General features: G+C 72.5%; 24 protein-coding genes and 2 pseudogenes. 12 read left to right on the top strand and 14 right to left on the bottom strand.

The window, feature by feature from the left end:
• Window positions 1-539: hypothetical protein (locus G3I54_RS26000; protein ID WP_164617623.1), on the bottom strand; the 539-nt coding region annotated here is incomplete at its 3' end.
• Between the two features lie 237 nt (window positions 540-776).
• On the opposite strand from G3I54_RS26000, the gene G3I54_RS25995 reads away from it, so the two are divergent.
• From G3I54_RS25995 to lnt, 4 genes are all read left to right on the top strand, one after another.
• Window positions 777-1799 (top strand): ferric reductase-like transmembrane domain-containing protein, encoded by a 1023-nt coding sequence (locus G3I54_RS25995; RefSeq protein WP_164617621.1) that lies wholly within the window; start codon window positions 777-779, stop codon window positions 1797-1799.
• 117 nt (window positions 1800-1916) lie between these two features.
• Complete coding sequence (locus tag G3I54_RS25990) at window positions 1917-2786, top strand: universal stress protein (RefSeq protein ID WP_164617619.1); 870 nt, start codon at window positions 1917-1919, stop codon at window positions 2784-2786.
• Window positions 2787-2880: 94 nt separating this feature from the next.
• A complete protein-coding gene (locus G3I54_RS25985; protein ID WP_164617617.1) occupies window positions 2881-3393 on the top strand; it encodes a nuclear transport factor 2 family protein in 513 nt (170 codons plus the stop codon).
• A 218-nt stretch (window positions 3394-3611) separates the two neighbouring features.
• Entirely contained in the window at window positions 3612-5309 is a 1698-nt protein-coding gene (gene lnt / locus G3I54_RS25980) for an apolipoprotein N-acyltransferase (protein WP_164617615.1), read from the top strand.
• On the opposite strand, the gene G3I54_RS25975 is transcribed toward lnt, so the two are convergent.
• Window positions 5233-6138, bottom strand: a complete 906-nt coding sequence (locus G3I54_RS25975; protein ID WP_164617613.1) for a Gfo/Idh/MocA family oxidoreductase — start codon at window positions 6136-6138, stop codon at window positions 5233-5235. The genes lnt and G3I54_RS25975 overlap by 77 nt on opposite strands.
• Before the next feature lie 227 nt (window positions 6139-6365).
• Here G3I54_RS25975 and G3I54_RS25970 point away from each other — a divergent pair.
• Both G3I54_RS25970 and G3I54_RS25965 read left to right on the top strand, forming a co-directional pair.
• A pseudogene (locus G3I54_RS25970) lies at window positions 6366-6518 on the top strand (DUF664 domain-containing protein); the annotation flags it as partial.
• A gap of 197 nt (window positions 6519-6715) precedes the next feature.
• Window positions 6716-7189 (top strand): hypothetical protein, encoded by a 474-nt coding sequence (locus tag G3I54_RS25965; RefSeq protein WP_164617611.1) that lies wholly within the window; start codon window positions 6716-6718, stop codon window positions 7187-7189.
• A 48-nt stretch (window positions 7190-7237) separates the two neighbouring features.
• Here G3I54_RS25965 and G3I54_RS25960 read toward each other — a convergent pair whose 3' ends face one another.
• The 9 genes and pseudogenes from G3I54_RS25960 to G3I54_RS25925 form a co-directional block, all read right to left on the bottom strand.
• Window positions 7238-7675, bottom strand: coding sequence for a hypothetical protein (locus G3I54_RS25960; protein WP_343240421.1), 438 nt, complete (start codon window positions 7673-7675; stop codon window positions 7238-7240).
• Window positions 7655-7891: pseudogene (locus G3I54_RS40175) on the bottom strand (hypothetical protein); the annotation flags it as partial. The gene G3I54_RS25960 and the pseudogene G3I54_RS40175, both read right to left, overlap by 21 nt.
• A gap of 100 nt (window positions 7892-7991) precedes the next feature.
• Window positions 7992-8675 carry a uracil-DNA glycosylase gene (locus tag G3I54_RS25955; RefSeq protein WP_164617608.1) on the bottom strand — a complete coding sequence of 228 codons (684 nt, stop codon included), beginning with the start codon at window positions 8673-8675 and terminating at the stop codon, window positions 7992-7994.
• Between the two features lie 91 nt (window positions 8676-8766).
• A complete protein-coding gene (locus G3I54_RS25950) occupies window positions 8767-10347 on the bottom strand; it encodes an ABC transporter substrate-binding protein (protein WP_164617606.1) in 1581 nt (526 codons plus the stop codon).
• 118 nt (window positions 10348-10465) lie between these two features.
• Window positions 10466-11221 carry an SDR family oxidoreductase gene (locus G3I54_RS25945; protein WP_164617604.1) on the bottom strand — a complete coding sequence of 252 codons (756 nt, stop codon included), beginning with the start codon at window positions 11219-11221 and terminating at the stop codon, window positions 10466-10468.
• Window positions 11222-11241: 20 nt separating this feature from the next.
• Window positions 11242-12003 (bottom strand): 3-oxoacyl-ACP reductase FabG, encoded by a 762-nt coding sequence (fabG, locus tag G3I54_RS25940; RefSeq protein ID WP_164617602.1) that lies wholly within the window; start codon window positions 12001-12003, stop codon window positions 11242-11244.
• A gap of 219 nt (window positions 12004-12222) precedes the next feature.
• Window positions 12223-12606 carry a DUF3037 domain-containing protein gene (locus G3I54_RS25935; protein WP_164617599.1) on the bottom strand — a complete coding sequence of 128 codons (384 nt, stop codon included), beginning with the start codon at window positions 12604-12606 and terminating at the stop codon, window positions 12223-12225.
• A complete protein-coding gene (locus G3I54_RS25930) occupies window positions 12603-13481 on the bottom strand; it encodes a HipA family kinase (protein ID WP_343240420.1) in 879 nt (292 codons plus the stop codon). The genes G3I54_RS25935 and G3I54_RS25930 overlap by 4 nt, the downstream gene beginning before the upstream one ends.
• A 116-nt stretch (window positions 13482-13597) precedes the next feature.
• On the bottom strand, window positions 13598-14167 hold the full coding sequence (locus G3I54_RS25925) for a hypothetical protein (RefSeq protein WP_164617597.1): 570 nt from the start codon (window positions 14165-14167) through the stop codon (window positions 13598-13600).
• 182 nt (window positions 14168-14349) lie between these two features.
• Between G3I54_RS25925 and G3I54_RS25920 the strand changes: the two genes are divergently transcribed.
• The 3 genes from G3I54_RS25920 to G3I54_RS25910 all read left to right on the top strand — a co-directional run bounded on the left by G3I54_RS25920 (window position 14350) and on the right by G3I54_RS25910 (window position 16802).
• Window positions 14350-15372 carry a winged helix-turn-helix domain-containing protein gene (locus tag G3I54_RS25920; protein ID WP_164617595.1) on the top strand — a complete coding sequence of 341 codons (1023 nt, stop codon included), beginning with the start codon at window positions 14350-14352 and terminating at the stop codon, window positions 15370-15372.
• Between the two features lie 139 nt (window positions 15373-15511).
• On the top strand, window positions 15512-16225 hold the full coding sequence (locus G3I54_RS25915; RefSeq protein WP_164617593.1) for a C39 family peptidase: 714 nt from the start codon (window positions 15512-15514) through the stop codon (window positions 16223-16225).
• Window positions 16226-16349: 124 nt separating this feature from the next.
• The gene (locus G3I54_RS25910; RefSeq protein WP_164617591.1) at window positions 16350-16802 is read left to right on the top strand and encodes a Rieske (2Fe-2S) protein; all 453 of its coding nucleotides are present in this window, start codon (window positions 16350-16352) and stop codon (window positions 16800-16802) included.
• Between the two features lie 9 nt (window positions 16803-16811).
• Here the strand turns inward: G3I54_RS25910 and G3I54_RS25905 are convergent, their stop codons facing one another.
• The gene (locus G3I54_RS25905) at window positions 16812-17477 is read right to left on the bottom strand and encodes a cysteine hydrolase (RefSeq protein ID WP_164617590.1); all 666 of its coding nucleotides are present in this window, start codon (window positions 17475-17477) and stop codon (window positions 16812-16814) included.
• Window positions 17478-17642: 165 nt separating this feature from the next.
• Here G3I54_RS25905 and G3I54_RS25900 point away from each other — a divergent pair, with 165 nt between their 5' ends.
• Window positions 17643-18113, top strand: a complete 471-nt coding sequence (locus G3I54_RS25900; RefSeq protein ID WP_164617587.1) for a pyridoxamine 5'-phosphate oxidase family protein — start codon at window positions 17643-17645, stop codon at window positions 18111-18113.
• Here G3I54_RS25900 and G3I54_RS25895 read toward each other — a convergent pair.
• A complete protein-coding gene (locus G3I54_RS25895) occupies window positions 18106-19023 on the bottom strand; it encodes a LysR family transcriptional regulator (protein WP_164617585.1) in 918 nt (305 codons plus the stop codon). The two genes, G3I54_RS25900 and G3I54_RS25895, sit on opposite strands and share 8 nt — an antisense overlap.
• A gap of 74 nt (window positions 19024-19097) precedes the next feature.
• Here G3I54_RS25895 and G3I54_RS25890 point away from each other — a divergent pair, with 74 nt between their 5' ends.
• The gene (locus tag G3I54_RS25890; protein WP_164617583.1) at window positions 19098-20213 is read left to right on the top strand and encodes a DMT family transporter; all 1116 of its coding nucleotides are present in this window, start codon (window positions 19098-19100) and stop codon (window positions 20211-20213) included.
• Here G3I54_RS25890 and G3I54_RS25885 read toward each other — a convergent pair.
• Window positions 20200-21531, bottom strand: a complete 1332-nt coding sequence (locus tag G3I54_RS25885; protein WP_164617581.1) for an aminotransferase class I/II-fold pyridoxal phosphate-dependent enzyme — start codon at window positions 21529-21531, stop codon at window positions 20200-20202. The two genes, G3I54_RS25890 and G3I54_RS25885, sit on opposite strands and share 14 nt — an antisense overlap.
• Window positions 21532-21566: 35 nt before the next feature.
• On the opposite strand from G3I54_RS25885, the gene G3I54_RS25880 reads away from it, so the two are divergent.
• Complete coding sequence (locus G3I54_RS25880) at window positions 21567-22262, top strand: pyridoxamine 5'-phosphate oxidase family protein (RefSeq protein WP_164617579.1); 696 nt, start codon at window positions 21567-21569, stop codon at window positions 22260-22262.
• The last annotated feature ends 43 nt before the right edge of the window (window positions 22263-22305 follow it).

Genomic DNA, 22305 nt, shown 5'->3' with positions numbered 1-22305 from the left:
CACAGGCGCCAGGCCGTCCGCAGCGGGGCGCGGACGAACAGCACCAGGCAGCGGCCCAGCCGGGCGAGGGCGACCTCGCCGCGCCACAGCCACCAGCCGCAGATCAGCCCGGCCAGCGCGTGGGCGGCGGCCATGCCGAGAGTGAACACCGTTCCGTCGAAGGCCGCCAGAAGCCCCATCAGGTCCGACGCACCGCCGATCGGGACCTCGTGCGCGGAGTGGTTCATCGCGCCCGAGGCATGATGCCCGCCGCCCGCGTGGTGCGCGCCGGATCCGGACGGCAGCCAGGATCCGGCGTCGGCGAAGAAGGCGTGCAACCCCAACTGGCCCAGGACATGGGACGCGACGGTCACCGGAGCACTCCGCTCCCGCGCGGCGAGCCACCAGCCCGCCGCGCACACCGGCAGCAGGGCGACGGCCTGGACGAGCAGGGGCAGGGGCGCGCCGGACATCAGCGCGTGACCGAGTCCGGACACGACGACGCACACCAGCGCGAACAGCGCGGTGCGCCCGAGTCGGAGTGCGGTTCCGGCTCCCATGGCAGCCATCGTGCCAGCCGCACCCACCCCGGAGAGAAGAGCACCAGATGCCGAAACAACGGGAGTTCGCCTCGTTTGCCCCACCAGCCCCACGGTGTGATCCATGTCACAACAAGGTGTCGGGAACTTTCCTCCCCGCACGCCCGACTGCTCCAACAACGCGTCTGCGTACGCCTCGTGGCCCGGGGCCGCCGCATCCGCCCCCGCCAGCCGATGCCCCCGCCCCGAAGAGGCCGCATGACGAACCAGCCCCCCACCCCCGAACCGGCAGCGGCCGCCGAGGCGCCCACCGACAGCGCGACCGCACCCGCCGACGACGGCCGGGTCCCCGCCCCCCGTTCGCCGGGCGAGCCGAAACGGCCGACGCTCCGCTCCGACCTGCGGGCCTCGTGGCCCGACGGCCTGGTGGCGCTCCTCATCACCGCGGCGATCTTCGTCCTGCTCTACATACGCATCCGCAACAAGACCTCCTCCACCGTCACCGTGATGCCGTTCATGGCCGACGCGGGCGGCTTCTGGATGTACTTCCTCAGCCAGGCGTTCGGCTGGTCCGCCCTGCTCTGGGCCTGGGGGACCGTCATCCTCGGGCTGATGCTGTCCGGGCCCCGGCCGGGCCGGCTGCCGCTGTCGGGCCCCCGGCTGGAACGGCTGCACCGCACCACGAGCCTCAACACCATGGCCCTGATCGTGGCCCACGCCCTGCTGTTCGGGGCCGAACTGGTCCGGCACGACACGGCGTCGTGGAACTCCGCGGTGGCCACCGCCTTCGTGGAGGCCTTCGTCCCCGGCGGCTACGACTCGGGGACCGGGCGGATCGCCATGCCCATCGGCCAGGCGGCGCTGTATCTCGCGATCCCGCTCGGCCTGCTCTTCTACGTACGCCACCGCATCGGCCCCAAGACCTGGCGGGTCCTGCACCGCTGCGTGATCGTCGTCTACGTCCTCAGCGTCTGGCACACCCTGCTGTACGGGACCAACGTCTGGTACGACGGCTGGTTCCGCACCGGCGTCTGGCTGCTCCAGCTGCCGATCGCCGCGCTGCTGCTCCTGCGGCTGATGCGGCCCGCCCGCCGTTCCGAGAAGCTGCCCGGCCGGCCCGGAGCGACCGCCGGGGCCCGCACCGGCTGGGCCCTGCGGCTGGGCGGCCGGCTCGTGGCGGCGGCGGTCCTGGCGGCTCTGGTCGTCGTCGTGGTCAGCGGCAGCGACGGCGGGCGCAGCGAACCCCCGGAGGACACCTCCTCCACCCACAACCACGACTGATACGACAGCACGGCCGACACAGCCGGCACGGCTGACAACGCGACCGGCTCGGCCGGGAGGCGACGGCCCGCCACCACGCCGCGAGGCCGTCCCGCCCGGCGACGTACGCTCGGAGGCATGACCACCAACGATCTTCCTGTGATCGCCGCCGTCGACGGATCCACGCACAGCCGACAGGCGCTCGACTGGGCCACCCACGAAGCCGTGCGGCGCGGGCTGCCTCTGCTGATCGTCCATGTCCGCCCACTCACCCGGCAGGTCGACGAGGAGACCGGGCGGCGCGAGGCGGAGGCGCTCCTGGCCGAGTGCGTGCGCCGGAGCGCGCTCATCGCTCCGGAGCTGCGGCCCTCGACGCTGGCCCCGTTGGACTTCCCGTCGGCGGCCCTGGTCTCACTGTCCCGGGACGCGTCGATGATCGTGGTCGGATCGCGCGGGCTCGGCGGCTTCCGCTCGCTGATGATCGGTTCCAACAGCCTCGCCACCGCGTCGATGGCGAGCTGTCCGGTCGTCGTCGTGCAGGAGGACCGCCCGGAGGGTGACGAGGACCGGGCCGGGGACGCGGGGGCGTTCACCGACATCGTGGCGGGGGTGGCGGCCGACGAGAGCAGCGAGGCGGTTTTGGAGTTCGCCTTCGCCACCGCGGCCTCCCGGCCCGGCGCCCGGCTGCGGATCGTGCACGGCTGGACGATGTTCTCCTCCATGCTCGCGGGCGGCCCCGTCCTGGACCGGGAGGAGGCGGCGGGCTCGGCGGCCCGGACCCTGGCCGAGCTGACCTCGGGTTGGCACGAGAAGTACCCGCAGGTCGAGATCGTCCGCGAGCCGGTCAACGGTTCCGCCTCGCGCACCCTGGTGACCGCGTCGGCGACGGCGGCCCTGACGGTGATCGGGCGCCGCAAGGGCGGCGAGTCGCTCGGGCTCGGGCTGTCCCCGGTGGCACAGACGACGGTCACGCACGCGCTGGGACCGGTCGCCGTGGTGCCCTGCTGAGCCGCTCCCCCGCACCCTGCCGAGTCGCCCCGCGCCCGCGTCCCGTCGGCGCAGGCCCCTTGGCCTGGCGGGCGGCTTGACCGAGACTTGACCAATGACACAGCGTGTGGCGCTCGCGACCGTGATGGACCGGCTTGCCATCGATGCGGTGATCACCGGGTACGCGGTGGCCGTCGACGACGGGGCCTGGTCGGACTACGGCGCCCTGTTCGCCCCGGACGGCCGCGCGGACTACCGGGACGCGGGCGGTGTGGAGGGCCCGGCCGACGAGATCGCCCGGTGGCTGGCGGAGACGATGCGGCTCTTCCCCGTACGCCAGCACCTGATCGTCAACCGCCGGATCGACCTGGAGGATCTGGGCGGCTATCCGGGCGACCGGGCCGAGGTGCGGGCCGACTACCTCAATCCGATGTGCCTGGACCGGAAGGCGGCGAGCGGTCAGGACGCGGACCCGGCGAACGAGGCGGCTTCCGGGCGGGCCGGGAGCGCCACTCCGGACTTCGTGACCGGCGGGCGCTACACCTTCGAGCTGCACCGCGCCGAACCGGGCTGGCTGATCCGTACGGTCACCGTCCACGAGAAGTGGCGCCGGGCGCCGGGCGCGTAGGGCCTGCCGTCCTCCTGCCGTCCTCCCGCCGTCGCCGGCCGAAGGACCGGCCGGGCGGTCCGCCGTGCGCCCGCTCGGCCGCGTCCTGTGTCCGGCGGGGATCACCTCCCCCACACTGGGTATCCAGACGGGTGTCCGGATCGGGTGTCCGGCCGGGTATCCAGGGTTGACGCGGTGACGGCGGCCGCCCGCCCACGCACGACCGAGGAGGGCACGGCATGCGCATCCGGGGCGGGCGTCTCCCGGTCGGCCGGAACACGGCCGACGCCTCCGGTGACAGCGGCTCCGGTGAGAGTTCCTCCGGTGGCGGGCCGGCGGCCGGCGGCCGGGACTCCGCCGGTACGGGACCGCTCGCGTCCCCGTGGGCGCGGGGCGCGGTGGCGCTGCTCGCCGGAGCCCTGCCCGCGCTCGCCTTTCCCGCGCCCGGTCTCTGGTGGTTCGCCTATGTGGCGCTGGTCCCCTGGCTGTTGCTGATCCGCTCGGCGCACTCGCCCCGCCGGGCGGCGCTGGACGGGTGGCTCGGCGGCATCGGGTTCGTCATCGCCGTGCACCACTGGCTGATGCCGAGCCTCCACGTCTTCATCGTGCTGCTGGCCGCCCTGCTCGGGCTGCTCTGGGCGCCCTGGGGGCTGCTGGTGTCCCGGCTGCTCGGCGGGTCTCCTTCCGTGCCGCGTGCGGTGGCCGCCGTGGTCGTCGTGCCCTCCGGGTGGCTGATGATCGAGCTGGTGCGGTCCTGGGAGGGGCTCGGCGGGCCCTGGGGTCTGCTCGGCGCGAGTCAGTGGGAGGTCGCCCCCGCCCTGCGGGTCGCCTCGGTGGGCGGGGTGTGGCTGGTGAGCCTGCTGGTGCTCGCGGTGAACACCGGCGCCGCCCTGCTGATCGCCGACCGCGCGGCCCGTACGACCGCCGGGGTCCTGCTGGTCGTGTGCGCCCTGTCTGTCACGGCGATGTGGGCCTGGGCCCCCCGGCCGGAGAGCGCCGGCACGGTCCGGATCGCCGTCGTGCAGCCGGGCGTCGTGGAGGGGCCGGGGAGTGTCGCGCGCCGCCTCGACCGGGGCGAGGAGCTGACCCGTTCGCTGGAGGGCCGGGGTGTGGACCTGGTGGTGTGGGGCGAGAGCAGTATCGGGGCGGGTGCGTGGCAGAGCCCGGAGACCACGCGGCGGCTGGCGGAGCTGTCCCGCCGGGTCGGCGCGGATCTGCTGGTCAATGTGGACGCCCGGCAGACGGACGGCTCGGGGCGGTCGGGGATCTTCAAGTCGGCGGTGCTGGTGGGTCCTGACGGGCCGACCGGGGACCGCTACGACAAGATGCGTCTTGTCCCGTTCGGCGAGTACGTCCCGGCCCGCTCCCTGCTGGGGTGGGCGACCTCCGTGGGCAAGGCGGCGGGCGAGGACCGGCTGCGCGGCGACCGCCAGGTGGTGATGACCCTGCCGGACGGGGACCGGGGGCTGCGGATCGGGCCGTTGGTCTGCTTCGAGTCGGCGTTCCCCGACATGAGCCGCAGGCTGGTGCGCGACGGTGCGCAGGTGCTCGTCGCCCAGTCCGCCACCTCGACGTTCCAGGACAGCTGGGCCCCGGCCCAGCACGCGTCGCTGGGCGCGCTGCGGGCCGCCGAGAACGGCCGCCCGACGGTCCACGCGACGCTCACCGGGATCAGCGCCGCGTACGGGCCACGAGGCGAGCGGGTGGGCCGCCCGCTCGGCACGGACGCGAGCGCGGCGGAGGTGTTCGACCTGCCGCTGGCCCGCGGAGAGACGCTCTACGGACGGCTCGGCGACTGGCCGGTGTACGGGGCGCTCGCGGTGCTGGCCGCACTGTGCGCCGTGGAAGGGCTGCGGGCGCTCAGGAGGCCTGCTCCAGAGCCTCCTGGACCACCCGCTCACACAGCTCATGAGTCTCCAGGGCGTCCCGGGCACTGAGCGTCTCGCCCCGGCGTACGGCGTCGAGGAAGGCGTGCACGCAGGCCTCGATGCCGCGCTGCCGTGCCACCGGGACCCAGTCGCCGCGCCGGCGCACGCTGGGCTGGCCCTTGTGGTCGATGACGTCCGCGAGGTTGAGGACCTGTCGCTTGGAGTCCTGGCCGGAGACTTCGAGGATCTCCTCGGTCGACCCGTTCAGCCGGTTCATCATGCCGATCGCGGTGAATCCGTCGCCGGACAGCTGGAGCACCACGTGGTGCATCAGCCCGTCCACGATCCGGGCCCGCACCGTGGTGTGGTCGACGGTGCCCGGGGCCAGGGAGCGCAGGGTGTCGACGACGTGGATGAAGTCGTCGAGGACCATGGACCGGGGGTCCTCGGGCAGCCCGACCCGGTTCTTCTGCATGAGGATCAGCTCGCGCGGGTGCTCCGCGCACTGCGAGTAGCCCGGGGCGAAGCGGCGGTTGAAGCCGACGGCGAGGCTGACGCCGCGCTCCTCGGCGAGGTTCACCAGCCGTTCGGACTCGGCGTACTCGTAGGCGATCGGCTTGTCGACATAGGTGGCGACGCCGGCTTCGAGGAGGCGTTCCACGATCTGCGGGTGCACGGCGGTCGGAGCGTGCACGAACGCCGCGTCCAGCCCTTCGGCGATGAGGGAGTCAAGGGTCGTGTGACGGCTTTCGGCCGGGATGCGATGGGCGTCGCCGACCGTGTGGAGCGTGGCCGGGGTGCGGGTCTGCAGATGCGGTTCGACCCCCGGTACGGCGGTGAGCACCGGCAGATACGCCTTCTGCGCGATGTCGCCGAGCCCGATGCAACCGATCTTCACGAGGTCTCCCTGTCGCCGTGCCGCGCCGCTGCGTGGCTGTTCGCACCTCGGCAGCATACGTCGCCCGCCGCCGCCGGCCCGATCCGCGGTTCCACCGGTAAAACACCTGGCCAGGGACATGATTCATGGGTGAGGATGACCGCCGTAACTTCTTCCGCAAGCCCCGCATGCCCCGACCGCTCCGAGCCCGCCTTCGACGCCGCCGAACGTTCCGCGAGATCCTGGCGTACGGCCTGGACGACCTCTCCAAGGGCGTCAGCTCCTCGGGCAAGCCGTTCAGCCTCCGCTGGATCTATACGCACATGATCGAGGAGTACGCCCAGCACAACGGCCACGCCGACCTGGTGCGCGAGCGCGTCGACGGCGCCACCGGCAAGTGAACGCACCGGCGCCCGGCCGCAGGGCGCGCTGAAGAATCGACGCCGGCCGGACACCTCGTGCGACGCCGGTCGGGGCGCTTCGTTCGGTGCCTCGTTCGGTGCCTCGTTCGGTGCGCGCCGCTGACCGGGTCACTCGTGCGGGCCATTCCCCGCACACCGGACCGCCGGCGGCCGGGCCGCACCGCAGAGTTGGCCGGGTGCAGAGAACCAGAATCACCGCGAAACTCCTGGTCGGGTTAGCGGTCACGACCGTCTCCGGCTGCGTCTCGGTGGAGCCCGGGGCCGCTCCTCCCCCGCGTCCGGGGGTCGCCGGGCCGGTCCAGGACGTGGCCCCGCAGATCATGCAGCCACCGGCCCGTGAGGCGCTGGAGGCCGTGCCGGACCCGAGCCCGCCGACCGCCCGGCCGCCCTCCCCCGCACCCCCGGCCGCCGACTCCGCCGCCGGATCCCGGCGCACCGGTCCGACGGGCGCCGCTCCGCCACGCAGGCGCGCAGACCCGCCGTCGCCCCGGACACCTCACCGGGTCCCGGACGTCCCGTCCGTCACCGTGCCCGCCCTGCCGCGCGCCCCTGGCGGCGGGACGGACGTCTGCGCGCTCGGCCGGGGCTACGGCGGCTGGCCCGCGGGCAGCCCGGAGGCCCGCATCTGCTCGGAGACGTACGGTCGCTGACGCTCCTGACCCCACGAACCCCGACCCCGCGGGCCCGTGGGGTCACGGTCACTGCTCCCGCATGCGGAGCTCCAGGCGGTCGATGGCGGCGCGGACCCCGCCGCCGTACCCGTCGTCCGCGAGCGACTCGGCCGCCGCCCGGGCCCGCCGGAGATGGATGCGGGCCGATTCGGGACGCTGGAGCTTGAGGTAGTCCGCCGCGAGGTTGAGGTGCAGCGAGGGGTAGAACGCCCGGACGGCCGGGATGTCCGGGTGTTCCGCCACCGGCCCGGCGCCCGCCGCTTCGGCACCGCCAGAACCATCAGAGGCACGCACCCCCTCAGCCGCAGCCGCCTCGTCGGCCTCAGCCGCCCCCTCGGCACCACCCGCCCCCTCGGCACCACCGGCCCCGTCGGAACCACCCAGCCCCTCGGAACCACTGGGCCCATCGGAGCCACCCAGCCCCTGGGTGGCTCTCAGCCCCTCGGCGGCCGTCAGTGCCCGCAGGTCCCAGGCCAGCTCGTCGCCGGGGTCGTCCTGGGTGTCGGCCATGTAGTGCGCCAGGGTGCAGCGGTGCAGGGCGGCGCCGTCCGCTCCGAGCTCCGACCAGAGCGCGCCGAAGCGGTTGCGGGCCTCCTCCCGGTCACCTCCGTGGAGCAGCATGATCGCCTGGCCGATCCTGGTCATGACGGCGTCGTCGGACGCCTCCTGCTGCTCCACCACTGCGGTCTCCTCGTCGCCCGTCCAGCCGGTTGCCCTCCGTCCGACGCTAACGCCGGGCTTCCGCATAACCGGTCAGACACGGGCTCCTCGGGGCTGCCCGTCAGCCGAGGTCGGGGATCCGCCAGTCGATCGGCTGGTGCCCCTGGGCGGCCACGGCCTCGTTGATCTGCGTGAACGGGCGGGAGCCGAAGAACTTCTTGGCGGACAGCGGCGAGGGGTGCGCGCCCTTCACCACCACATGGCGCTCCTCGTCGATCAGGGGCAGCTTCTTCTGCGCGTAGTTGCCCCACAGCACGAAGACCGCCGGGTCGGGCCGGTCGGCGACGGCGCGGATCACCGCGTCGGTGATCTTCTCCCAGCCCTTGTTCTTGTGGGAGTTGGCCTCGCCGCCGCGCACCGTGAGCACGGCGTTGAGCAGGAGGACGCCCTGCTCGGCCCAGGGCATCAGATAGCCGTTGTCCGGGATCGGCAGGCCGAGCTCCTGCTGCATCTCCTTGTAGATGTTGCGCAGCGACGGCGGGGTCTTGACGCCGGGCCGCACGGAGAAGCAGAGCCCGTGCCCCTGGCCCTCGCCGTGATAGGGGTCCTGGCCGAGGACCAGGACCTTCACCTTGTCGTACGGCGTGGCGTCCAGGGCGGCGAAGACCTGCTCGCGCGGCGGATAGACCGGGCCCTTGGCCCGCTCCTCCTCGACGAAGTCCGCCAGCTCCTTGACGTACGGCTTCTGCAGTTCTTCGCCGAGGACGCCGCGCCAGGACTCGGGCAGCAGGTCGATATCGGTCACGTCCACAACCTCCGGTGAGCAACAGGTTCTTGATCCCAGAACCTACCGGGCGCCACTGACAACGGACGCCCGCAGCCCTTCCGTACGGCTCCTACCAGCTGGCCTTGCGGTACAGCTCCCACATCTGCATGACGGTCTGCGGGTCGAGCGCGCGCTCGCCGCCGCCGATGTCCTCGCCCGCGGCGACGTACAGCTTGCCCTGCCACAGCGGCAGCAGCCGGACGTCGTCGACGAGGATCTCCTGGGCCCGCTCGAACTGCTTGCTGACCGCGCCCCGGTCGCTCTCCTGCCGCGAGGCGGGGATCAGCTGCTGGGTGATCTCCTTGTTGATGTAGGGGGTGCCGGTGACCGGCTCCTTGCCCACGAACGGAGCGATGAAGTTGTCGGGGTCCGGAAAGTCCGGGAACCAGCCGCGGCCGAAGACCGGGTACTCGCCCTTGTTGAAGTCTTCCTGGAAGTCCTTCCAGGGCTTGCCCTCAAGCTTGATCTTGAAGAGTCCGGAGGCCTCCAGCTGCCGCTTGAGCTCCTCGAACTCGGGCTCGGTGGCGGAGCCGTAGCGGTCCGTGGTGAACCAGAAGTTCATCTTCACGGGCTCGGTGATGCCGGCCCCGGTGAGGATCTCCTTCGCCTTCTTCACGTCCGGGTCGCCGAAGGTGTCGAAGAAACTCGTGGTGTGTCCGGCGATGCCCTTGGGGATCATGGAGTAGAGGGGTTCGGCGGTGCCCCGGTAGACCTTCTCGACCAGCGCGTCGCGGTCCACGACATGTGCGATGGCCTTGCGGACGGCGGGGTTCGCGGCGGCCGGGTCCTTGGGGTTGAAGACCAGGAAGCGGATGTCCGCGCCCGTGCTCTCGACGATCTGGAGGCCCTCGTTGTCGTCCTTGTTGTCCTCCAGGCTGACGACCTCCTCGGCGGTCAGACCCCGGTAGGTGGCGTCGATCTCCTTCGCCTTGAGAGAGCTCACCATGTCGGCGGACTTCTCGAAGTAGCGGATGGTGACCGCGTCGTTCCTCCGGTTGGCGAAGCCCTTGTAGTCCGGATTCTTCTTCAGCTCGGCGGTCTTACCGCCCTCGTAGGACTCCAGGAGGTACGGCCCGGAGCCGGTGACCTTGCCGTCGTCGCGGATCTTGTCCTGGCGGTAGTCGCCGGGGGCGACGAGCGACATGGCGGGCGTGGCTAGGATGAACGGGAACGTGGCGTCGGACTTGTTCAGGTGGAAGACGACCGTGTCGTCGCCCTTGGTCTCGATCCGGTCGAGCGAGCCGAGCATGCCGGCCGGGCCGCCCTTGAAGTGGATGTCCACGATGCGGTCGATGGAGTACTTCACGGCCTCGGCGTCGAGCTTCTCGCCGTTGGAGAACTTGAGGTTCTTCTTGAGCGTGCACCGGTACGCCATGCTCGTGGCGTCGGTGAACTTGCATTCCTCCGCCGCGTCCGGCTCCGGGCTCGTGCTGCCGGTGGGGAAGCTCACCAGGGTCTGGTAAACGTTCCGCATCAATTCCCAGGAACCGTCCCAGGCCGCCGCCGGATCGAGTGTGGACGGTGAGCTGGTCGTCCCGACGGTTATCTTCTGGTCCGTTTCCGATCCGCTGTCGGAAAGGAGACCGCAGCCGGCCAGCAGAGAAAGGGAAGCTAGGGCTGCAGCAGCCTGCAGACTGGCCCGGTAGAACACGTGCACGCTCCTCGATCAGCCATGGGTCGGCAGACCATACCGCAGCGCCCCACCAGGTCAATCCGCTGGCCCGGCGGGGCACTTGACTCAATCAGGGCCAAATCGGTTCAGGCCGCTCTCAGCCCACACCCGCGTTGAGGAAAATTCCTCCGTCGACCACGAGGGTCTGCCCGGTGATCCAATCGGACTGTGCGGAGGTCAGGAAGGCCGCCGCACCCCCGATGTCCTCGGGCACGCCGAGCCGGCCCAGCGGATAGGCGGCGGCCGCCTCCGCTTCGCGGCCCTCGTAGAGCGCCTCGGCGAACTTCGTCTTGACCACGGCCGGGGCGATCGCGTTGACCCGGACGACCGGGGCGAACTCGTGCGCCAGCTGGGCGGTCAGGTTGATCATGGCCGCCTTGGACATCCCGTACGCGCCGATGAACGGCGAGGGGGCGACGCCGGCGACGGAGGCGATGTTGACGATCGCCCCGCCGTTCTCCTTCTGCCAGGCCTTCCAGGTCTGCTGGGCGAAGCCGAGCGCCGAGATCACATTGGTCTCGTAGACCTTGCGGGCCACATTGAGGTCGAGCTCGGCCATGGGGCCGAAGACCGGGTTCGTCCCGGCGTTGTTGACCAGGTAGTCGACCCGGCCGAACGCCTCCATCGTGCGCTCGACCGCCGCGGCCTGGTGCGCCTCGTCGTGCGCCTTGCCGGGAATGGCGATGACCCGGTCGGCGCCGAGCCGCTCCACGGCCTCCTTCAGGGCGTCCTCGCCCCGCCCGGTGATGGCCACCCGGTCGCCGCGGGCGACGAGCGCCTCGGCGATCCCGTAGCCGATGCCCCGGCTGGCGCCCGTGACGAGGGCGACCTTTCCGCTGTCCTGCACCATCATGATGTCCGCTGCCCTTCGGATCAGTTGAGGGGTCCGCCAGCCACGTACATGACCTGGCCGGAGACGAAGCCCGCGTCGTCGCCCGCGAAGAAGGCGATGGCGTTCGCGACGTCCTCAGGACGGCCGACGCGCTGGACGGGGATCTGGGTGGCGGCCGCCGCCTGGAACTCCTCGAAGCCCATGCCGACGCGGGCGGCCGTCTGCGCGGTCATCTCGGTGACGATGAAGCCGGGCGCGACGGCGTTGGCCGTGACGCCGAACTTGCCGAGCTCCTTGGCGAGCGTCTTGGTGAGGCCCTGGAGCCCCGCCTTGACCGCGGAGTAGTTGGCCTGGCCCCGGTTGCCGAGGGCCGAGGAGGAGGAGAGCGAGACGATCCGGCCGAACTTGGCCTCGACCATGTGGGCCTGGACGGCCTTCGCCATCAGGAACGCGCCCTTGAGGTGCACGTTCATCACGAGGTCCCAGTCGGACTCGCTCATCTTGAACAGCAGGTTGTCGCGGAGCACGCCCGCGTTGTTCACCAGGATCGTCGGCGCGCCCAGCTCGGCGGCGACCCGCGCGACGGCGGCTTCCACCTGGCCGGCGTCCGACACGTCGCAGCCGACGGCGAGCGCGGTGCCCCCGGCGGCGGTGATCTTCTCGACCGTGTCCTTGCAGGCCGCCTCGTCGAGATCGAGTACGGCGACGGCACGGCCCTCGGCCGCGAGGCGTACGGCGGTGGCGGCGCCGATGCCCCGCGCCGCTCCCGTCACGATGGCGACGCGCTGCTCGGTGGTGGACATGCTTGGTTCTCCTCGCCCTTGGATAGCGGCTCAGCGGGCGTCGAGGCGTTTCCCTGACAGAAAGACTCCCGATCGCTGAGCAACCGCTTAGTACCTTCAGCAGACGAGACGCTAGAAGCCCTGGCACCCGGTGTCAACGTCGCACGCCCCGGCGGGCCGCACGTCACACCGGGCGGGAGCGCCCGCCGCCGTGCCGTCGCGGTCCCGCCGGGGCGCGGATCAGCGCACCAGGAGGTCCAGCAGCCGTTCCACCTCGCCGGCCGGGTCGGTGGTCAGCCCGCTGTGCACGGCGCCGGGCTGGACGACCGTGGAGCGCGGGGCGATCAGCCAGCGGAACCGCCGTCCGGCGTCGTCGCCCGCCGCCTGACCGGCGTCGTCGCCACCGCCGCAGACCCCTTCGACGGCGCGCAGGGCGGCCCGCACGCCGACGACGTCGGCCCCGGGGTCCAGCGCCTTCAGCTTCGCCTCGTCGAGGTGCGTACGGGCGGCGACGAACGAGTGCGCCCGGCAGTAGACGAGCACCCCCGCGTTGAAGCACTCGCCCCGCTCGACCCGGGGCACGACGCGCAGGAGCGCGTACTCGAAGACATCGCGCCGCGTCATCGGACACCCTCCTCTCCGGTACGGGCGGCTGCCGCCGCGCGGTCGTCGTCGGCCGGTTCGGGCCGGGGCGGCAGCCGCTCGGTGAGCCAGCCCGGGGCCTGGGAGGGCCGGGTCGTGGTCGGCGCGCCCAGCGTGATCCGCTCGTGGATGTCGGCGGCCCGCGCGAGCAGCGGGGCGATGTAGGCGCGGCGCACCTCGTCGGCGGAGCCGAAGCCGGGTTCGTCGGCCAGCCAGACGTCCGGCACGTCGGCGGCCACCTCGGTGAGCAGTTCCTCGGTGACCAGCGGGGCGAGCTCGGCGGCGGCCGCCGCGATGTCCGGCCCGAAGGGCGCCAGGACATGGTCCGAGGCGTTGTACGGCTTGGCCGCGGAGGCCTGGGCGCCCGGCCAGTTGTGGTGCCAGATCATGGTCGCGCCGTGGTCGATGAGCCAGAGGTCGCCGTGCCAGACGAGCGTGTTGGGGTTGCGCCAGGAGCGGTCCACGTTGTTGATCAACGCGTCGAACCAGACGATCCGCCCGGCCTCGGCCGCCCCGACCTCGTAAGCCAGCGGGTCGAACCCGAGCGAGCCCGGCAGGTAGTCCATCCCGAGGTTGAGTCCGCCGCTCGCGCGAAGCAGCTCCTGCACCTCCTCGTCGGGCTCGGCGAGTCCGATGACGGGGTCGAGCTCGATGGTCACCAGCTCGGGCACCCGCAGCCCCAGCCGACGGCCGAGCTCCCCGCAGATGATCTCGGCGACGAGCGTCTTGCGGCCCTGCCCCGCCCCGGTGAACTTCATGACATACGTACCGAGATCGTCTGCCTCGACGATGCCGGGGAGCGAGCCGCCCTCACGCAGGGGCGTGACATAGCGGGTCGCAGTGACCTCTTTCAGCACGTTACCGGGCCACCCATCTCTGCAGCTCTTCAGCCTTGCTTCCGGCATGAAGTGAGCATAGTAACCGACAGTGATCACGGGCGAGGAGACGTGAACCGCCGCGGCCGGGCCGGCCGTCAGGCCGTGGTTCGCGGAGTGTGCGTGCGGCGGCGGTAGTAGGAGTACGTGACCGCTCCCAGCAGCGGCCCCCAGGCGAGCAGCGGCCCATAGGAGACGACCAGCACCCATCCGGTGCTCATCACGCCCGACGGGTCCTTGTCATCGGTGCCGATCATCGGCTCGGGGTGGAAGTGGAAGACGAAGGTGTTCAGCAGGAAGTAGACACAGACGGCGGTGACGGCGAACGCTCCGAGCGCGGCCGGGACGACCGCGGCGGCCACCGGTACGCGCCGGCCGCCCACGAGCGGAATCCGGCGCGGCAGGATCTCACCCCAGGGCCGGACGAGGCCGAGGGTGAGCAGCGCGAGCAGCTCGGAGACAACCGTCAGGGCGAGCATGTACGCCTCTTCGGCGATGCTCGTCCCGCCCTCCAGCAGGCCGAGGGCCATGCCGATGATGACGGCCACCCGCCAGAGCCCCGACGGCAGGACGCACCAAGGAACCGCCCTTGCCGCCAACTCGGCCCAGCGCGGGACGGGTTGCGAAAGGACGGCGGGGGCGGGGGTGCGGGCGTCCCTGGCAGTCATGACACTTCCTTCGGCGGGAGGTGCTGATCAGTATTCGCGGCGGCGCCGGCCCGGAACTCCTGCTCAGGTAGGGATCGCCTCATCCGCCCGGGCTAGGGCGTGTCCGACGGCCCGAACGGAGAGACCGGCATATCCCGTCGCGGCGGCGGGTAATGGCCTGTTCGCCGTCCGATGGAGCGTCCATGCTGCGGATCCACTTCACACCCGAGGACATGACACGGGTCAGGGTGGCCCCGGGGCCGGATCTCCTGTGGGAGATCACCAACAGCGTGCAGACCCTGCAACGGACCGACGGGGCGCGGGTTTTCGGCGAGTGGCGGCGCTGGGTGCGGCCCCGGCTGCCGGAGAGCCGCCGGCTGCTCTCCCCGCTGCTGCCGCCCTACGGCTACTCCCCCGACTTCCTCACCCCCACCTCCGGGGAACGCACCACGCTCCGGGCCGCCGTCGACACCCTGCTCGGAACGCCGCGGCCGAGGCTGCGTGCGGAGCTGACCCGGCTGGCCGGATCGACGCCGCTGCCCGGCTGGGCCGCTTCGTTGGCCGAGGGCGACACGGACGCGCTCGCGCGGCTGGGCGACGCACTCCACGCCTACCAGGCGCAAGCGCTCCTGCCGCACTGGCGGCAGGTCCGCGCGGACCTGGAGGCCGACCGGGCGCTGCGGATGCGGCATCTGATGGACGGCGGCACCGAGGCACTGCTGACCGGTCTCGGGCCCGGCGTCCGCTGGCGGCCGCCCGTACTGGAGGTCGCCTACCCGGTCGACCAGGACCTGCGGCTGGACGGTCGCGGGCTCGTACTTCAGGCGTCGTTCTTCTGCTGGCCCACCCCGACCACCCTGGCGGACGGTGAACTGCCTCCCGTCCTGGTCCATCCCATCCACCACACGGCCGACTGGGCCGGCCGCCCGGGGGCGACGGGACCGACGACGGACCGCGGTCCCCTCGGCCGCCTCCTCGGGCAGACCCGTGCGGACCTGCTGCGGGCCACCCGTACCGGCTGCTCCACGGTGGAGGCGGCCAGGATGCTCCAGGTGACCCACCCGGCCGTCAGCCAGCACATGAACGTGCTGCGCGCGGCGGGGCTGACCACCACCGTGCGCACGGCCGGTCGTGCCTTTCACGTCGCGACCGCCGAGGGGCGTGCGCTGCTGGCCGCGGAGGACCGGCGCGCCGGGCGCGGTCCGGGCGGCGAACCGCGCCCGTAAGCCTGGGCTTACACCGCTTGTGCCCGTCCCTGGCCGGCCGCCACGCTGGCTGCTTCCATCGCACCGCACCCGGCCGGGCGGCCCCCACCGCCGCCCCGCGCCGGTGTTTCCGTACGGCACCCTCCCCACAGGAGCCCTCATGCGCGCGAGACTTGTCACCAGCACGGTCGCAACGCTCTTTCTCGGAGTACTTCTTCTCCCCGGCACCGCCCAGGCGTCGCCCGCGCCCGCCGTCCCGGTCGTGGACGTACGGGCCCACGACTCGACGGCCGGTACGGCCCTCCTCTCCGGCTACGACGAGCCGGGGGCCGGGCTGCGGGTCGCCGCCGGACGGACGAGCGACGCACGCTGGCTGGAGATCGACTACCAGGTCCAGGAGACCGGCTACTGGTGCGGTCCCGCCGCGACGCGCATCGCGCTCTCCGCCCGGACCGCCGCGCCGAGCCAGGGCGAACTGGCCGCGCAGCTCGGCACGACCGAGGCGGGCACCGATCACATCGGCCAGGTCACGGGCGTGCTCAACGCGCGTCTCGGCGGCGGCTGGTACGAGACCAAGGAGATGCCGAACGACCCGCCCACCCAGGGACAGCGGGACCTCCTGTGGCAGGACATCGTGTTCGACATCGACCGCAACTACCCGTTGGTCGCCAACATCGTCGCCCCGCCGGGCAACCAGCCGCCCGGCTACCCGCCGGACCAGACGATCTACCACTACTTCACCGTCTTCGGCTACGACGCGGTCGACCGCACCGTGCTCATCGCGGACCCGGCGTCCTTCGGCGGCAACCAGATCTACTGGATCTCCTTCGACCAGCTCGCCACCCTCATCCCGCCGAAGGGCTACTCCGCCTGACCGGCTGCCGCCTTCTGCGTGAACATCCGCGCGGTGCGACACGTACCCCTGATCGAAGTCATCGACGACGAGGCCCGGGACACCACCGGGACTTCACCGGGACACCGACGAAGGGAATGCCGCGATGAGCGCAACGCAGGAGCGCCGGAGCCTCCTCGGACGCCGCACGGTGGTCGTGGCCGTGGGGGCGGCCGGAGCGGCGGCCGCCCTCACCGCGTGCGGCGGATCGGACGATCCGGGAGGCTCGGACACGGTCGAGCAGCCCGGGAGCGGCAGCGAGGGCAAAGGCGGCGAAGTGCTCGCCGCGGCCTCCGACATTCCGGAGGGCGGCGGGGTGGTCTTCGCCGCGCAGAAGGTCGTGGTCACCCAGCCGAAGCCGGGCGAGTTCAAGGCGTTCTCGTCCACGTGCACCCATCAGGGCTGCGCGGTCAAGGACGTCTCGGCCGGCACGATCACCTGCCCCTGCCACAACTCCACCTTCGACGCCGCCACGGGCAGCCCGACCGGCGGGCCCGCCACCCAGCCGCTGCCCGCCCGCGAGATCACCGTCGAGGGCGATTCGATCAGGCTGGCGTAGGACCGGCTCTCAGACCGCCGTCGCCCCCTGCCTGCGCGGTCGCTTCCAGCTGCCGAGGACCGCATCGGTGGTGGTGACGGTGGCGACCAGGGCGAGGGTGTTACGGACCATGGCGGGGGTGTACTCGGCGGGCACCCCCGCGATGGCGTCGGCCGGGACGACGGCCGTGTAGCCGAGGTTGACCGCGTCGAAGACGGCGTTGGGGATGGCGATGTTGGCCGAGACGCCGGTGACGACGAGCGTGCGGCAGCCGAGGTTGCGCAGCAGCGGATCGACGTCGGTGCCGGCCAGCGGTGAGAGGCCGTGCAGCCTGCGGACGACGAGATCCTCGTCGGCCACCTCGATGGGGGGCGCGACCCGGACGGCGGTGGTGCCGGTGTGCTGCTGGACGGGCAGCCGGGCGGCGGCGCGGAAGAGCCGGGCGTTGCGGTTGCCGCCACGACCGTCGGGGCGGCTCTCGGCGACCGCGTGCATCACCTGGACGCCGCTCTCGTGGGCGGCGGCGACGAGCCGGGCGACACGGTCCAGGGCGCCCGACGAGCGGGCGGCGGCGGCGAGTTCGGGCAGGGCGCTGTCCGGCCCCACCACACCCTGCTGGCACTCGACGGTCAGCAGGACGGTGGTGGCGGGGTCGAGCAGCGCGGTGAGCCGCTCCTGTGATTCTCTCGACGGCACGGTCGCTCCTCCTTTTCCCGGTTCCGCCGGCCCGTTGCGGGAAGGCGGACTTCCGCGGACGGACCGGGCGCGCGAGAGTAGCGGCCATTGCGTCATGAAGGAAGAGCGTCCATGATTTCTGACACCCAGTCAGATTTTGTGCGCGATTCTCAGGAGAGGGCGACCATGACCGACACCCAGCGACGAGGCCGCCGGATCATGATGACGCCGGAGGAGCGGGACGCCTACCTCGGCGAACAGCGCACCTGCCGGGTGGCCACGCTCGGCTCCGACGGCGCTCCGCACATCGGTGCGCTGTGGTTCGTCTGGGACGGCGGCTCGCTCTGGCTGTACTCCATCACCCGCAGCCGTCGCTGGTCCCAGCTGCGCAAGGACACCAGGATCGCCGTGGTCGTGGACGACGGCGAGGGGTACGAGGAGCTGCGCGGCGTGGAGCTCACCGGCCGGGCGGAGTTCGTCGGCGAGGCGCCCCGCACGGGCGAGCCCTACCCCGAACTCGCGGAGCCGGAGCGGCTGTTCCCGGTGAAGTACTTCGGCATCACGGAGATGCCCCACGACGGGCGGCACGCCTGGCTGCGGCTCACCCCGGAGACGATCACCTCCTGGGACTTCCGCAAGCTCGCCGGTCTCACCTGACCCCGGCGGCCGTCACACCCGCACCCGCCGCCCGCAGCGCCTCCACCGCCGCGCGGACCGACGGCCGGCGGTCCGCGTCGGTGCGCCAGACCACATGGACGTGCCGCCGCATGGTCTGCCGCACCGGCACCAGGCGTACCCCGTCGGGAACCGGGCCGCGCCCCAGCCGGGGAGCCACACAGACGCCGAACCCGGCGGCGATCAGGGCCAGTTGCGTGTGGTGCTCACCGGCCAGATGGGCGATGCGCGGCTCGATGCCTCGCGAGCGCAGGGTGAACATCAGCCACTCGTAACAGAATTCGCCCTCGGGCCAGGACACCCACGGGTCGTCCGCGAAGTCCTCCAGCTCCACCTCGTCGCGGTCCGCCAGCGGATGCCCGGCCGGCATGGCGATGTCCGGTGCGTCGTCGAGGAGTTCGGCCTTGGTCAGGCCGCCGGGCACGGGCAGCCGCTTGTTGCTCCAGTCCAGCACGACGGCCAGGTCGACGTCTCCGCGCAGCACCGCGCGCAGACCCTGCTCGGGCTCCAACTCCCGGGTGCGGACGGTGAGATCGGGGTGGTCGGCGCGCAGGGAGGTGAGCGTCGCGGGGAACAGTCCGCGCGCCGCGGTCGGGAAGGCGCAGATCCGTACCTCGCCGACGACCTCGCCCCGCTGCGCCTCGATGTCGGACTGGGCGAGCTCCACCTGCGACAGGATCCGCGCGGCGTGGTCCGCGAGCAGCCGGCCCGCGTCGGTGAGGCGGACGCCCCGGCCGTTCTTGGCGAGCAGCCGCTGCCCCACCTCGCGCTCCAGCTTGGCCATCTGCTGCGAGACCGCCGAGGTCGTGACGTGCAGCCCGTCGGCCGCTCCGCTCACCGAGCCGTGCCGGGCGAGGGCATCCAGCGTGCGCAGCCGCTCCAGGTTCAACATGTAAGCGATGCTACGCGATCACGCACAGAAACTCTCGCTTGTCCTACGAGGTCATCTTCGTCAGGCTGTGCACCATGAGCGCTCCCTGCGAGCCGAGGGCCACGGCCCCGGCGTCAGCACCTCCGCCGCCCGTTCCGTCCGCACCAACGGCCCGGCGCCCCGCTCTCGACTGGCGGATCCGGTTCGCGGCGCTCTCGCTCATCTGGGGGTTCAGCTTTCTGCTGATCAAGGTCGGGACCGAGGGCTACGCCCCCTTCCAGGTCACCTTCGGCCGACTGCTGGCCGGTACGGCGGTGCTGGTCGCCGCCATGGCGATGCGCCGGGAACGGCTGCCGCGTTCGGCCCGGACCTGGGGGCACCTCACGGTCGCGGCGTTCCTTCTCAACGCGCTGCCGTTCTCGCTCTTCTCCTACGCCGAGCTGACGATCCCCTCGACCCTGGCCGGTATCTGCAACGCGACCTCGCCGCTGTGGGGCATGGCGCTCTCGGTGGTCGCCCTGTCGGAGGACCGCCCGACCCGTCGCCGCGTGGCCGGTCTCGGCCTCGGCTTCCTCGGCGTTCTCACGGTGCTGGGCGCCTGGCAGGGCTTCTCCGGCCTGGACCTGCCGGGCACGGGCATGGCGCTGCTCGCCTCGTTCTGCTATCCGGTCGGCTGGATCTACGTCCGCCGCACGCTGGCCGGGACCGGTTCGTCGACGCTGGCGCTGACAGGCAGCCAGCTCTTCCTCGGTACGTTGCAACTGGCCGTGGTGACACCGCTGTTCACCTCAACGCCCGCCTCCTTCCCGCTGCTCCCGACGCTCAGCGTCCTCGCTCTGGGCGCGCTGGGCACGGGCCTCGCGGTGCTGCTCCAGTACGGTCTGGTCCAGGAGGTCGGTCCGACGACGGCCCAGATGGTCACGTACTTCATTCCGGTGATCGCGACGGCGGCGGGCGTCGCGCTGCTGGGCGAACAGCTGAGCTGGAACACCCCGGTCGGGGCGCTGATCGTCCTGGTCGGGGCGGCCCTCACCCAGGGCCGCGCCCGCCCGGCCGCCACCGCCGTACCGAAGGAGCCTGCGGGGCACCCGGCCGCCGTCCCGCCCGAAGCCGCGGGGCAGCCGGTCGCCACCGCCGTACCGGAGAAGCCCGCAGGGCGCCCGGCCGCCGCCCCACCGGACGCGGACGCCCCACGCCTCAGCCGTAGTTGACCGGCCGCGCCGGCCCCGCGGCGGCGGCCACCGCGTCCGCCAGGGGGCCGATGTCCGCCGCGGTCAGCGGGGAGACGGTGAGCCGCACCCCCGGGGGCGTGTCCAGCCGGAAGCGCGCGCCCGGGGCCGCCGCCCAGCCCGCGTGGAGCAGCCGGGCGACCGCCCCGGTCTCGTCGCTCACGGGCACCCACACGTTCATCCCGCTACGCCCTCGGGCCGGCACACCGCGCTCCGCCAGCACCTGGATGAGCGCGTCCCGGCGAGCGCCGTAGGACCGTGCGACCTTACGGGCGTCGACGGCGCCCGAGGTCCACAGATGGAGCACGGCGCGCTGGAGCAGCCGGCTGACCCAGCCGGGCCCGAGCCGCTGCCGCCCCGCCACCCGGTCGACCGTGACGGCGTCCCCGGTGAGCGTGGCGACCCGCAGGTCCGGGCCGTAGGCCTTGGCCGCCGAGCGGATGAACGCCCAGTGGACCGTCGCCCCGGCCAGCGGATGCAGCGGCAGGTCGACGATGGCGTGTCCGTGGTCGTCCTCGATCAGCAGCACGTCCGGGTGGCGGGCGAGGACCGCGCGCAGCTCCCGGGCGCGCGGCGCGTCCAGCGACGCGCCGGTCGGATTCTGCGCCCGGTCGGTGACGACGAGGGCCCGCGCCCCGGCCCGCAGCGCCCGCTCCACATCGGCGGGCAGCGGACCGGAGTCGTCCACGCCGACCGGTACGGCACGCAGCCCGAGCGCCGGTACGAGGTCGAGCACGCCGCCCCAGCCGGGGTCCTCCACCGCCACCGCGTCGCCCGGCCTGAGGTGCGCCGCGAGGACCCGCTCGATCGCGTCCAGGGCGCCGGACGTCACGGCGACCGGCCCGGCGGGAACCCCGTCGGCGTCCATCGCGGCACGGGCGTACGCGGCGAACTCCGTGACCACCGGGGCCTGCCCGTACAGACCGTGGCTCTCCGCGTCGGCGGCGGCGGCCGCGGCGAGCGCCGGCCCGAGGTCGGGCAGCAGCCCCGGATCGGGATTGCCCTCGCCGAGGTCCCGGACGCCCGGCGGCGCCTCGATCCGCAGCGATCCGCGCGACGTGCTGGCCGGGGCGGGACGCACCCGGCTCCCCCGGCGGCCCGCCGTCTCGATCACCCCGCGCTCGCGCAGCGTCCGGTAGGCGGCCGCCACCGTATTGGGGTTGACCTCCAGGCGCGCCGCCAACTCCCGCATGGGCGGCAGCACATGACCCGGCGGGAGGTCTCCGGAGCCGACCCCGCGCTCGACACTGGCGGCAATCTCCGATGCACGCCGCCCACTGATCCGATACTCTCCTAGCACAAACATCATTATGCACTAGTGCAATGGAGTGAGCAATGCAGCACACCGCAACGCCCTACGGCACGGGCTCCGGCGTCGCCGCCCCCTACCTTCCCACCGATCGCACGGTCCCCACCCGGGCCAAGGAGCGCGCCTCCTACGACCGCGAGCTGGTCCACTCGATCCTCGACGAGGCCTACCTCTGCCACCTGGGCTTCGTGCGCGACGGCGCCCCGGTCGTCCTGCCGACCCTCTTCGGCCGGATAGGAGAGCGGCTGTACGTCCACGGCTCCACGGGCTCACGACCGCTGCGGTCGGCCAAGAGCGCGGATCCGGGGCTGCCGGTCTGCCTGACGGTCACCCATGTCGACGCCCTCGTGCTGGCCAGGTCCGCCTTCCACCACTCGATGAACTACCGCTCGGTGGTGGTGCACGGCACGGCCGTGACGGTGACCGACCCCGAGGAGCGCGGGCTCGCCCTGGACGCGATCGTGGACCAGGTCGTGCCCGGCCGCTCCCGCGACTCCCGGCCGGCCGATGCCAAGGAGCTCGCCGCGACGGCGGTGATCCGGCTGGACCTGAACGAGGTGTCCGCGAAGGTCCGCACCGGCGGGCCCAACGACGAGCCCGAGGACAGCGCCCTCCCGCACTGGACCGGCATCGTGCCGCTCACCCGGGGGTACGCGGCGCCGGTGCCCGCGGACGACCTGGATCCGGCCATCGGCGTACCGGACTATCTGACCGCTCTCTGACCGAGGTCGCGGCAGCCACGGCTGCCGCGACCGGCGCCACCCC

The organism is Streptomyces sp. SID14515, assembly GCF_010548505.1.
Lineage (GTDB): Bacteria > Actinomycetota > Actinomycetes > Streptomycetales > Streptomycetaceae > Streptomyces > Streptomyces caviscabies.
This window is presented reverse-complemented; position numbering and strand designations above follow the sequence as displayed.